This is a genomic window from Pedobacter panaciterrae (assembly GCF_013204795.1).
Lineage (GTDB): Bacteria > Bacteroidota > Bacteroidia > Sphingobacteriales > Sphingobacteriaceae > Pedobacter > Pedobacter panaciterrae.
In genome coordinates this window covers 23,847-37,070 of sequence record NZ_JABMKW010000008.1, presented here as the reverse complement: position 1 = coordinate 37,070, position 13,224 = coordinate 23,847, and the positions used below count along the sequence as shown (strand labels likewise).

9 protein-coding genes are annotated in these 13,224 nt (G+C 37.5%); 1 reads left to right on the top strand and 8 read right to left on the bottom strand.

Annotated elements, in window-relative coordinates; genetic code table 11:
* Window positions 1–5: 5 nt before the first annotated feature.
* From HQN86_RS02405 to HQN86_RS02380, 6 genes are read right to left on the bottom strand one after another with little or no spacing between them, the layout of a single operon-like run.
* Complete coding sequence (locus HQN86_RS02405) at window positions 6–989, bottom strand: 2-hydroxyacid dehydrogenase (protein ID WP_172659443.1); 984 nt, start codon at window positions 987–989, stop codon at window positions 6–8.
* A 59-nt stretch (window positions 990–1,048) separates the two neighbouring features.
* The gene (locus HQN86_RS02400; protein WP_172659442.1) at window positions 1,049–1,417 is read right to left on the bottom strand and encodes a YybH family protein; all 369 of its coding nucleotides are present in this window, start codon (window positions 1,415–1,417) and stop codon (window positions 1,049–1,051) included.
* Window positions 1,418–1,467: 50 nt separating this feature from the next.
* A complete protein-coding gene (locus HQN86_RS02395) occupies window positions 1,468–2,709 on the bottom strand; it encodes an alkaline phosphatase family protein (RefSeq protein ID WP_172659441.1) in 1,242 nt (413 codons plus the stop codon).
* A gap of 6 nt (window positions 2,710–2,715) precedes the next feature.
* Window positions 2,716–3,639 carry a metallophosphoesterase family protein gene (locus HQN86_RS02390; RefSeq protein WP_172659440.1) on the bottom strand — a complete coding sequence of 308 codons (924 nt, stop codon included), beginning with the start codon at window positions 3,637–3,639 and terminating at the stop codon, window positions 2,716–2,718.
* A gap of 33 nt (window positions 3,640–3,672) precedes the next feature.
* Window positions 3,673–5,463, bottom strand: a complete 1,791-nt coding sequence (locus HQN86_RS02385) for a RagB/SusD family nutrient uptake outer membrane protein (protein ID WP_172659439.1) — start codon at window positions 5,461–5,463, stop codon at window positions 3,673–3,675.
* Window positions 5,464–5,498: 35 nt separating this feature from the next.
* Entirely contained in the window at window positions 5,499–8,720 is a 3,222-nt protein-coding gene (locus tag HQN86_RS02380; RefSeq protein WP_172659438.1) for a SusC/RagA family TonB-linked outer membrane protein, read from the bottom strand.
* A gap of 190 nt (window positions 8,721–8,910) precedes the next feature.
* Between HQN86_RS02380 and HQN86_RS02375 the strand changes: the two genes are divergently transcribed.
* On the top strand, window positions 8,911–9,537 hold the full coding sequence (locus HQN86_RS02375) for a TetR family transcriptional regulator (RefSeq protein WP_172659437.1): 627 nt from the start codon (window positions 8,911–8,913) through the stop codon (window positions 9,535–9,537).
* On the opposite strand, the gene HQN86_RS02370 is transcribed toward HQN86_RS02375, so the two are convergent.
* Both HQN86_RS02370 and HQN86_RS02365 read right to left on the bottom strand, forming a co-directional pair.
* Window positions 9,505–9,768, bottom strand: a complete 264-nt coding sequence (locus HQN86_RS02370; protein ID WP_172659436.1) for a CBU_0592 family membrane protein — start codon at window positions 9,766–9,768, stop codon at window positions 9,505–9,507. The two genes, HQN86_RS02375 and HQN86_RS02370, sit on opposite strands and share 33 nt — an antisense overlap.
* 63 nt (window positions 9,769–9,831) lie before the next feature.
* Entirely contained in the window at window positions 9,832–13,200 is a 3,369-nt protein-coding gene (locus tag HQN86_RS02365) for a gliding motility-associated C-terminal domain-containing protein (protein ID WP_172659435.1), read from the bottom strand.
* Window positions 13,201–13,224: the final 24 nt, after the last annotated feature.

The window sequence follows — 13,224 nt, the reverse complement described above, 5'->3', positions numbered from 1 at the left end:
AATCTCTATTTTACACGGTTTACCAATTCTTCTCCTTTCGAAAATGCATCTATATTTTTAAATGTAATTTGAGCTATTTCTTCCATTGCCTCTTTGGTAAAAAAGCCTTGATGAGAAGTAATTAGTACATTGGGGAAAGAGATAAGACGGGTAATCAGATCATCCTGAATAACATTTTCTGAGTGGTCGTGAAAAAACAAGGTGCTTTCCTGCTCATAAACATCAAGGCCCAAATACCCAAGTTGTCCGGTCTTTAAAGCTTTGATAACTGCTTTTGTATCGATCAGACCTCCCCTGCTCGTATTGATCAGCATTGCACCCTCTTTAAAAAGTTTAAGGGTTTCCTTGTTGATCAAATGTTTGGTTGTTTCGGTAAGCGGACAATGAAGCGCTACAATATCCGCATCATTTAATGTTTCCTGTAAAGTACCATATTTAACGCCAAGGTCCTGAAGTTCTGTAGATGGATAAGGATCATATGCGCTTATTAAACAACCAAAACCTTTTAAGATTCTACAAAAAGCCTTACCTATGTTTCCAGTGCCTATTACGGCTACCTTGTGTCTATGTAAATTAAAACCCATGAGTTTCTCCAGGGAGAAATTACCTTCACGAATCCGGTTATAAGCTTTATGTGTTTTACGGTTCAGGGTAAGAATTAGGGCTATCGCATGTTCTGCCACTGCCTCTGGCGAATAGGCAGGGACTCTTAAAACAGGAATACCCAATTCATTTGCTGTTTCAATTGCCACATTATTGAAGCCAGCACAGCGCAAAACAATTAGTTTTATTCCTCCTTTATGCAGGGTCTTTATGATCTCAGAATCAACACGATCATTTACAAAAATGCATATTGCATCGAAACCTTCGGCTAGCTTAACGGTTTCTTCCGTTAAGGCAACTGTAAAAAAAGATAACTCATGACCGGTATTGAATCGGCTTAAAAATTCTTCATCATATCGGTAAGTACTAAAAACAGCTATCTTCATATCTATTGGGTTATGTGCTCTAAGTTAATGACTCGGGATTAATTTATGCTATAACCAAACTAGTTTAGTGAAACATAAAGTTCGCTTTGTGTAAGCCATTTTCCTTTTATCTTACGCCACATTGCGGCATAATTACCATGATACTTGTCATTTTTGTAATTCCATTTCCCGTTTTCCCATGCCAGATCGCCACTTTTACTGATCACAATTGTTTCGGGGATGCGCTCAAAAAGCGGACTGCTTTTGGAAAACATGTATTTCCAGTCGGCAGCAATTTCGGCTTTGCCAATGGTATGGCTACCGTCGCCAGCGATTTGTACAAAATCGTCAAGCCAATATTTAGATACTCCGTCTACATCCTTTTTTGCGATGCAGTTGTTTGAATCTAATCTTGCTTGCTTTATTAATAATGCTTCTGGTGAATTCATAATGGTAAAATTACAAGTTAGACTTGTAATTTTACCATTGCTTATCGTATCTATTTTGCCGGAGAAAGGACTACCCATTTGTTAAGGGTATTATCTTTAGCCTGAATAACAACCTTATAAAACTCTGATGGATAAGCTTTAACATCGGCAAAAAAATGCTGCTGACTAAGATCTGTTTCACCTAAAAGATGATAAGTATCTTTTCCTTCTGTTTTAAAATTATTTGTTGTTGCCAGCCATATTTTAACCTTTCCGGTTTTTTGCAAGGCTTTCCAGCTGATATCAATATGATTCTGAGTAAAGATTGTTTTAAGCGCTGCAATAGATACCGGACCAATGAAAGAAGTGCCATCTACTTCTTGTGCTACACTGTCAGGCAGTTTTACATTTAAATAATTGGCTATTGAAGGCATTATGTCAACTACGCCAAGATCAAAATATTGACCATAAGTGTTTAGGTTTTTATAATTGCTTACCATCCAGGTTGATCTTTGCCTGTCGGATTGTCCACCATGTCCTTTTCCACTTTTTTCATCACGACCATGATCCGTTGTGATAACAATTAACCAGTCTTCTTTAAAGTTTTTCTGACGATAGCTTATTGCCTCCCAAACTTTACCTACCTGCTTATCCAGCATCGCTACAGCATTATAGAATTCAGGACTATCGCCATGTGCATGCCCCATATCATCTGTATATTCCAGATAAATCCAGGAAAGATCAGGCGCTTTATCATGAATGGTATTCGATGCATCAGCAATTACCTGTTCATCAATACGGTGCATATAATCTGCGTTTTTATCATGCTTAAAGCGAACGGTATCTAGTTCATAGCCATCAAAAAAATAATCAACCTTTAGGTTTCCCGCTTCCGGTAAATTATGGCCAAGTAATTTGGTACGGTTATCTGTCCAGCTAGAGAAAATAGCAGATTTCTTATTTGGATATTGGGCTTTAAACAACCTGAATATGTTCTGATAGTTATAATTAGGCTCCTTAATATCATTGTCGGGCACATTGTGCTTATTTACCCAGGTGCCGGTTAGCAAGCTGTTATAACCAACGGCAGATATGGTAGGGGTTTCATTGTAAGTACCTTTGCCACCCCCAACATACATCCGGGAATAAGACCCTGCTTGTATGATCTTCTTAAAATTGGGAAGATTTTGGGTTTCAATTACATCGGCAGGAATGCCATCAGCAATAATGTAAACCACTTTTTGTTCTCTCTGCTGGGCATTGGTTACTACCGATAAGAAAAAGCAGATTGTTAAAATAAATGGGATTCTCATAGTTTGTTAATAAGTGTGTGGAAAATATTCGTTTTCAACTGTTCCATCTTCATATAGATTCAGCATTGCATAACCGGGAGGGGTTTCTAAATAATAACCAGGGCTGGCAGATTCAGCATCGCCTATACCCCACCAAAAGCCACTCATTGCTCCATTGCAGCAATACAAAACATCATTATAATGAGTATTATCTGATAAGTGATTATGCCCGCTTAAGCAAACTCTTACTTTATCGCGATGCTTCTGAAACAGGTCTTTTAGCTTCTTACAATCGGAGTGACCCCCACCTACAAGAACCTGAGTAGTTCCTAAAATTGGATAATGCGACATTAGCAATGTTGGTGTAGATGCCGGTAATTTCTCCAATTCTTTCTCCAACCATTCGTATTGTTCCTGATCTAGTGAGATATTGGCATTGTTACCATCAAGTACAATAAAATGCCAGTTCTTTTTTGAAAAGCTGTAATATCTGTTAGGAATCTTCAAGCGTTTAACCACATAGTCTTTCCCATACATTTCATGCTCTTTAGATGGAGCCTTCCACCATGAATCGTGGTTACCAATGCAGCTGTGAACTTCATATTTATCCAATGTTTTTATGCAATCGTCCCAAATACTCCATTGCTTAATTACCTGATCATATACAACATTATCGTAGGATGCATCACCAATAGAATCACCACCATTCAAAAAGAAATCTGGTTTGTGCTTAGTAATTATATGTTTTAAGCATTTTTTAAACCGTTCGGGGGCATTTTCACCTTCTCCAATATGCACATCGGTTATATGAGCAACAGAAAGAGCCAGTTTTTTGGTTTTCTTATCCTGCTTTTCCGGATTGGAAGCAAAGGCAGACAGGCCGCTGGTTGCTACGGCGCCAACAGCTAGTCCTGCTGCCTTTAGTAAAGATCTTCTTTTCAGTGTCGTCATCTTGTTTTTATTTCTAAATGGGCATATTGGTCATTACCACCCAAATACTTGTTTTAGGTTCGAATTTAATATAATCTGTTGCTGAGGAATAGGACGATAATAATATTTCGGATCCTCAAACTTACGGGTAACATTTTCAGTTACGATCGCTCCTCCATTGGCACCATTTTTCAGATATACAGTAGCATCGGCTCCTATCTCACCAGTACGATAATAGGTAAGCACTACTCCTAATGAATTTTTTTCTTTCTTGTCTTCTGCCGGAATGGTAACAGACTTATCAATCAAAATAATATCTTCAACTCCATCTCCCGTTAAATCATACTTGCCTAAACCTGGAAAATACATTCCTTCCGGGCTTTTGGTCAATAATTTCCCTGCTTTCCACCTCATCAGATCGTCGTACCTACTGTTTTCAAAAGCAAACTCAACCCTACGCTCTCTTCTGATTTCCAGAATTACTCCCTGGTTCGATTCAATATTATCAAACTGTTGTTGCAATAATGGATCGGGAGATGCATTTGCCTGTGCTAAATTAAGATCAGGCATGCCAACTCTTCTTCTAATCAGGTTAACAGACTCATCTAACTGCGATTGGTTAAGTGTACCCAATTCAGCCAACGCTTCTGCATAGGTTAACAGTACCTCTGCATAACGATAGACAGGAAAATCAACGCCATTTAAAATTGTCTGATCAGTACTGTTTACATATCCTTTTAGTTGATGATAGCCCGTAAAATTTTTATTTAGTTTTTGAACATAAGGCTGCGCGTCTGGAACTCTAATCCAACCGGGATAAACCATTGTTTGAGCCAGGCGCGGATCACGGTTTTCGAACTCCTTAACAAAACTGGCCTTATCATAATTAGCAATGGCAGTAAAACGGCTTCCATCCTTCATTAAATAGGTTTGGATAAGGTCTCTTGCAGGTGCCTGTTCATAATCCCCAAATACTACAGAATTTACGTTTTGGCTTATTTTTTTATCCATATCAAAAACATTGGCTAAAATCACCTCGGGGTTAGTAGTCAAATCCTGACTTGAAAACAAAGTTGCATAATCCTGATTTGGTAATCCCTTACTAAAAATTGAGAATTTTTTAGACGCAATTACTTCCCCAGTTATCTTAACAGTAGTTTCCAGAAAGGTATTTGCGGTTGCTTTTAAATTAAGCTCTGAATGGTACTTGCGGTAAGTTCCTTCGTAAAGAGCTGCTCGTGAATAAAATACAGCTACTGCCCACTTTCCTGGAGTTCCGGAAGGTACACTTTCTCTAACATTCTTATAGGCAAAATCAAGATCAGCCATTACGCTATCCATAACCAGTGCACGTGTATCGCTTGGTTTAAATAATTCCTTATCATCTGGATTTAATGTGCCAGAATACCAAGGTACATTAGAAAAACGCTTTACTTTATCCAGATAAAATTGTGCACGATAGTACTTTGCTAAGCCAATGTAATGGTTTTTTATTTCGCTGGTAACCTTTGCTTTATTGTAGTTTTCCAGAAAGTAGTTGATATCTCTTAGTCTGGTCCAACTCCACCCACCGGTTATATTTTGCGCATTGGCATTACCTGCCATTATATTCTTTATTTCTACAGCGGCAGTAGTTGCGACATTGTCACTACTTTGATCATTCAGATAACTGTCCCTATTGGGCATTAATAATAATCCATTTACATATAGAGCAAGATCTTCCTCTGTATTAAAGAAAAGACTTGGTGATATCTCTGTTTGCGGAAAACGATCCAGGTTACCCTTTTTGCAAGCAACAGTAAAAACTGCAATTGTTGCCAGCAGGATGTATATATTCTTTTTCATAACTGATTTTTAAATGATTGTTAACTCCCTAATTATTAAAAGTCCAGATTTAAACCAACTGCATATCTTCTTTGATATGGATACGCCCATGCACTCGATCCTTGGTTTACTGCTTCAGGATCAATATATTTTTTAATGGCAGAGAATTCATAAAGATTCTCGCCAGTAACAAATACACGAAGGCGACTAACCTTAAAGCGATTGGTAAACTTAGCAGGCAAGGTATAACCCAATGAAACATTTTTTATTCTTAGATAAGCACCATTAAGCAAGTATTTAGTTTGTGGAATATCTAACCCTGAACCATAATTAGCATCCGCTAGCCACGACTGCATAACTGGATAATAAGAATTAGGATTCGCATCAGCTAAGCCTGCAGCTATATAAGAAGCCGAATGCTTTGCTCTTTGTTCGGGGGAATCTCCTGTCGCCCTGTAAAAATCAAGATTCCAAGGGTATACATTTGCATAAGGTTGTTGATAAGGCCCCCAGAACAAATAATGATGAGGATAAAAATCTCTTTTCAATACACCCTGAAGGAATACTGAAAGATCAAATCCATTCCAATCCATATTCAGATTAGCACCAACACTGTATCTGTCAGTGCTATTACCAATAATTTTAAGGTCTTTTGGATCATCTGCACTTAATCCCTGTTCTATTTTTTTGTTTCCATCCAGATCCTTGTATTTAGGCCATCCCTGAATAATCTCAAGAGCACCCCATGGAATTATACTTGATTCATCAAGCGCATCTATTTCAGCCTTATTCTGGAAAAGCCCATCATTCTGTAGTCCCCAAATCTCACCTATTGTCTGTCCTACACGGTAAGTAGATAATAAGTTTTGTTTGTTCTCAAATTTAGTAATCTCAGAACGGGAATCGGAAACAAAGAATTTAGTTTCGAAACTAAACGGTTTTGAACCTAAATCAAACCTATCTCTATAGGTAACAGACAGCTCCCACCCCTTTGTCCTAAGATCGGCAGCATTTTGTTTTGGCACGTCTGTACCAAGTACTCCTGGTAATTCCTGACCACGAACAAGCATGCCAGTTGTATTGCGTATGAAATAATCAAAAGTGAATGACAGTTTATCATTAAAAAAACCTAAATCCGTACCCATATTAAGCGTAGAAACCCGCTCCCATGTATAGGTATTAGGATCAACATACAATCTTGGTGCTCCGGTAATAACTTGCTGTCTTGTGCCACCGATCAAATAATTGGAAGGATCTGTCGGTAAAGTTTGTATGTAGCCAAAGTCACGTAAATATGGATCGGAATCTGCATTCTGATTGCCCAAATCGCCATATGATGTACGCAGCTTAAATGTTGATAAAACAGGGGCCAGAGGTTTAAAAAATTCTTCTGAGCTCGCAATCCAAGCCAAAGAAGCTGAAGGGAAAAATCCCCATCGGCGGCTTACAGGAAATCTGGAAGATCCATCATATCTTCCTGTAGCCTCTAAAATATAGCGATCTTTATAGGTATAATTCAGCCTGCTAAAAGCACTTGTACTAGCATAGGCATTATATTTTGTCCCAAGTGTTATTTCACCTGTAGTTAACTTAAGGTAGGGCACAGAGGAAGACATAAGTAAATCTCTCTGCGCATCTACAGTCGAATAATTATAATCCTCATAATTATATCCCACCATTGCACTAAAAAAATGGTCGCCTATGGTTTTTTTATAAGTTGTATATAAGTTAAAAGCATTGTTATATAAATATCCATTACTCTCATATACATAACCATTGCCGCCTTCTTCCCGGATATCAGTAGGCCCGAAGCCAATTTTAAACTTTTTCGAATCGTTATGGTATTTCCATAACTCCCGCTTAAATGAAGCATCGCCATTTACCTGAAGATCGCCGTTTAAAAATGAAGCAGTTGCACCGGTGATATTTTGAAAGCCAAACATTGTTTCAAGGTTTTCTCCTCCATCAACTAATCTCGCTGCCAGTCTGCCTGTTGCAGTGTTTGCCCATGTTCCATCAGGATTCGTTGCCACATCTGTTGGCTGCAAGTAATATAGATCGGTAATACTGGCATTTGGACGTGCCCTCTTGGTTTGATAAATGTTAAGATTGTTATCTATTTTTAACCAAGATAGAGGAGCAAAACCTACTCTTGATCTTAGGCCATAGCGATCCCAGAAATCATCAGCAAGCTTATTCAACCCATTTTCCTTGGTATAATCCGCAGACAAATAATAAGTTAACGGAGAATTATTTACCTGAGCTCCTCCGGAAAAAGTCAATGTATGATTTTGAGATAGACTGGCCTTGTTAAAGAAGTAATCATACCAATTGTTGTCACCCATGTATGCCCATCTGTTTGGATCGGTTGGATCGATGCGTGTATCAGGAAGTGAAGGGTCATCAGATCTTTCTTTTGCCCACTTATAGTGCTCATCTGAGTAATTTACATAATCCCATGGAGTATTGTCAGTAGAAGTCTCTAAAACCCTTGAATAGATATATGGATCTGTTACAGGTTTTGGAAGTACTGTTGGCTTGCCCCAAGTGGTTAACGCGTTATAACTGATTAATGTTCGCCCTTCTTTACCCTTTTTAGTAGTGATAAGAATTACTCCAAAAGCAGCTCTCGCACCATAAATAGCTGCTGATGCTGCATCCCTCAATACTGTAAATGAAGAAATGTCTGAAGGAGTTAATCTTAGCATATCATCATTACTTGCTGCCGGAATCCCATCAATTACGATTAAAGGTGAACCGCCGTTTATTGAAGTATATCCCCTGATATTTATTACGGGTACAGTTCCGGGAGCACCGCCTCCATATGTAATATTTAAGCCTGGACTAATACCTTGCAATCCTTGCATTACATTGGAAACTGGCCGTGATTCTAATTGCTTACCTGAAATCTGGTCTATCGCGCCTGCAATGTTAATTTTCTTCTTTGTCCCAAAACCAACTACCACCACCTCTTCAAGGTTACCAAAGTCTGAAGTTAGGGTTACATTTAATTGTGTTTTCCCGTTCAGCTCAATTTCTTGCTGCTTATATCCAATGTAGGAAAAGACAAGAGTTGCTTTAGGGTTTACATTAGTTAAGGTATAAATACCATTTACGTTTGTCGCCGTACCCAGGTTCGTGCCCTTTACACTGACGTTAACTGATGGAATTGGCCCTTTAGTTTCGGCGTCCAAAACCACACCCTTTACGGTGACATTTTGGGCAAAACTCTTTGCTGCAAAAAACATGAAGCAAATTAGTAGTAGCTTTTTTTTCATAATTGCAATAAGATTAAGTTTGTTTGGTTTGGTATTCTAAATACTATTCGGAGCGCGGCTAAGATCCTGTTATAATGTTAACAGTAGGTTAGAACTAAATTAATAAATTAATTGAACATACATTCAATCTATAAAAATAAATTTGCGAAATAAGATTACTTTTGAGTAGTTTGGATGAATAAATTTTATCATGGGTAGAAAGAGCCTTAAAGAGGCAAGACAATTAGAAATTGTTAAGATATTTTATAAGGTTGCTAAAACGGAAGGCTACGAAAATACCTCAATAGCCAAGATTGCGAAAGTGATGGATATCAATCCAAGCCTTATTATTCACTACTTCGAAACAAAAGAAGATCTGACCTATGCCCTTATTGATTATATACTTGAAAGGTATCTGTTAATCTATACAATTAAAAATAAGGATGGAGTTACACTTGCTGATCTAAGAAAAACTATTGAAATGCTTTTCTCAAAAAAATGGAATCTGCTTTTTGATGATGGGTTGTTCTATACCTTTTATGCTCTGGCATTCAGAGAAAAAAAGATTAAAGCAAAGTATAAGACCATACTTGACTCACTTCGATTTGCTCTTGCTTCAATGATAGCGCGGTGCAATGAAAAAAACTTGATTAAAATAGAGGATTCTAAAGCAGCTGCAGACTTAATTTTTGTGCTGGTTGATGGGGCTTATTTTTATCTTTCTTTAGAAAACGATAAAAAGGCCTATGCAGAAAGGCTGGATTATTATAAAAGTAAAGCTTATCAGATTTTGGGAATGGATACGTTAATCTTTTCTGACAGTACTCTGAGTCCTTAACTGGCGTCCTAAAGCATACACTCCAATGAACATCCAGAGTACATTAGCAACAGCGTTTGGCATATCATTGCTGTCCACCGCTGTTGCCACTAAGCATAGTCCGCCAATTATATTCAGCAACTGAAAAGTAAGTGACTCAGCGGTTATCAGTTTTATGCTTAATAATAAATAGCCTACAGTACATAAGACCACACCCAGCCAGCCAATGCTCGTTAATATAATTTGCTGCATACTTGAAACTTGTTTAAAGAGTTAAAAGTAAAATTGCAATTTTAATATGATACAGAGGAAATTTTATCGAATAATAGTTATACTGCCTTTTAATAAACCACATGCTCGTTTTAAATCAATTATGTAATAATAAGTACCCACTGGCAAATCTTTTCCATTTTGTCTGCCATCAAACGGTTGCTTATATCCTGTCGATGCAAATACCTTCTGTCCGTAACGATTAAAGATCAGCACAGTCCCTTCAGGATAATTTATCATATCTGGTATTTGCCAAAAGTCGTTAAGCCCATCGTTATTAGGAGAAATAGCATTTGATAATTTAGACAAGCCTTCATTTTCTATAGTAACTCTTATTTTTGCAGCCGGACTCTCACATAATCCTACAATTTGTTTAACAAGATAGTTTTGGCTATTTATAATATTAACCTTAAAAGTCCCAGAGGCACTTTGATCTAAACGGATTCCATTTTCATTATATAAGACATAAGTGCCGATTCCGGGTTGCATTACCTGAATAAAAGCATCACCAGCGGCACAAATCTTTAAATCATTTAATATTGGAGGGGATAAGATTTTATCTTCATTTAAAACAGTATACAGAATGGTTTGTCTCGAACAAGTAAGTGCATCACCAATCATAAGCGAATAATTACCTGCGGAAATATTTTCAAGAACTGATCCAGAACCGATTGACTGACCATTACTGTCTGACCAATAATAATAATATGGAGGCGTTCCGGAAATACCAGGAGCTTTAATACTTCCCTTGCCTAGATTACATTGGTCGTTTGTGACTTTTTCTTCGCCACGATTTATCACAGCTTCAGCAACGTTTAATATTGAAAATTCTCTGTAGAAGGATTCGCAGTTATTATTATCAGTAAGATATAATTTATATTTTCCGTCAGTAGCAGTTAAAATCGACGAGTTTCCAACTGTTACTCCTGACGAGTTAACCCATTTAAATTTTAGAGGCTGAATACCTTTAACCTCGACAATAATTGATCCATTCGGTTCATGACAATAAGAGCTGCTTCCGCCAATAGCATATACATCAAACGGTGTAGTAGCTAATTCCTTTATCTCATACATCTTACTTTGCTTGGTGCATCCACTATTATTGCTTGCTAACAAACGATATTTTCCAATACCAACTCCCGTAAGATCCAGAGAATGCCCTACCTCATGATTGCCTTCATCCACCCATTTGTAAGTAATTGCCCCGCTAACTAATATACCCCTTACTCCACCCGTTGATGCACTACACGCAATAGGCACAACTACAGCCTTGGCTTCATCAATAATAATTCCATTTATCTCTTTGACCTGAACGGGAGCAGATCCTAAAACAGGGCATGCCGTTCCGTCTTTCACTTCGAGAGCATACCAGCCTGATTGAACATTTATTAGGTCTCTTGTATTACCTACAGTTACTCCTGCAGCATTTTTCCAGGTGTAAGTAATATTTCCAGTTCCTGTTACTTTAACGTTGGTTATAGAACCATTAGAGCCATCGCAGGTTGCATTTTTAAAAATGACGCTGGATAGGTCAATGGAGGGGCCGCTTTGATTAGTTAAAATAACAGGGCCGTAAGTTTTAGTGCAATTCTCTTTGTCCTTAGCAATAAGTCTATACTCCCCAGGCCCGAGATCTGAAATAGTGCTTTCCGTCCCTACCTCAATATTATTTTTATCGAACCACCTTAACTCTAACTCTTTTCCGTCAGTAGATCCCGCTATTAGTCCTTCAATTGAGCCATTTTTAATTCCACAACCAGGATTTGTAATTTGTAAATTTTGGTCATCAAAAAATGGTTCCGAATTGATTAGCGAAATATTATCATAATTGACAAAGCACTTTCCATTAGATAATTTTGCACGGTATTTACCAGGGCCTAATTCTTTAATTTCCGCTCCCTCACCTATCTTTAGATTTTTATCATCAAACCACTCAATTTTCAGCACATGTTTTATACTCAACAATTTTATTGAGCCATTTTTCAATCCACAGGTTGGGTTAATGATGGAATTAGGATATTCAGAACTATTAGGTAAAATTGCTGGCTGGGTGTACTCCGAAGATGATTTAATTAATGTGCTATTTGCAACAAATCGATTTCTGCTAAAATCTCCGATAATTTTCCAATTGCCCATTGCATCTGCTCTTATCTTTTTATAAAATTCTACAGGATTGCAGATTTCACAGTTCGTATTGTCATTATAAATATAAATATCAGCGTTGGGGTTAGTTTTTCCAGAATATTCTGCATCATTATTAACAAGCACCTCAATTTCGGGCATTTCGTCATGAACAGCGGCATATGCGCCTTTAGTGCATATAATGCTATTTTTTCTAATTTCTATATTTTTTCCACCAAAAGAACTTATCGCTGTTAACGAGAGTCGAAAAATATTTTTGTCAGCATCATCATCAGTTCCTATTTGACCATTTTCACAAAAATACAATTCAAGATCAGATGACAATACACCGATATTAACTAAATCCTTATTTCCTGTAACCTTAAAATTTTTAAGATAGCTCAATTGAATATAAAAACTGCTAGCCACATTATCTTTAAAAATCAACCCCTCGCCACTCCCTTCAATTCTTACAACACCCTCAGTCTTGCCATTAATATCTATCCCAAATTTATTGTTACTAGCTACAATTCCTTCCCCTCCAAGGCCAAGGCCAAGATAAAAATATCCCCCAAAAATATTTCCCTCTTCTTCTGTGGATCCACCAACCTCAGTGCCCACGCCTCCACTGATTAACATCCCGGTTGGATTAAACCATGGAGGCGAATAAAAATTACCCATTTCCTCTAATCCTATCCAATTTGAACGAACTTTAATATTTGTAGAGAGTTGCATTGAATATGAATTATCGTTAACAGCACTAACAAATAATCCGTAATCATTATATGTGAATATGTTGCCCTTATGTGGCGCTCCAATTATTATGTTATTACAAGATATTATGAACACACCACAAGATTGTGCATTAGAGAAATTACCATACTGATCTCGGATGTAAAAAAAACCTGTAAAATAAAATCCATAAATTTCAACATCGTGTGCCTCCGCGATAAAAAATGCAGCTGTAGATAAAAGTGAGGCCTGATAAGTACTTCTATCTGGTTTAATTATAATTTTCGAAGAACTAACTCCCAGGAATCGACCAGGTTGCGTAGTAGCGTCAATTATTAAATTTGATGTAACTCTAGGTAGCTCTGCACTTAAGATAATTGTTCTCTGAGCATCCGTTGAGCCCGGCAAATTAAAATGAATATAATCTTTCTGGCCCACACCGTTTGCTGCAGCCTTCTGAAGGGCTTCCCTTAACGAACCAGGACCACTATCAGCATTGCTGGTCACTACAAAAATTTCAGAAAAAGCACTAAAATTTAAACAGAGTAAAATCAACAGCAATATAAACCTCATAATAAGAGCGCG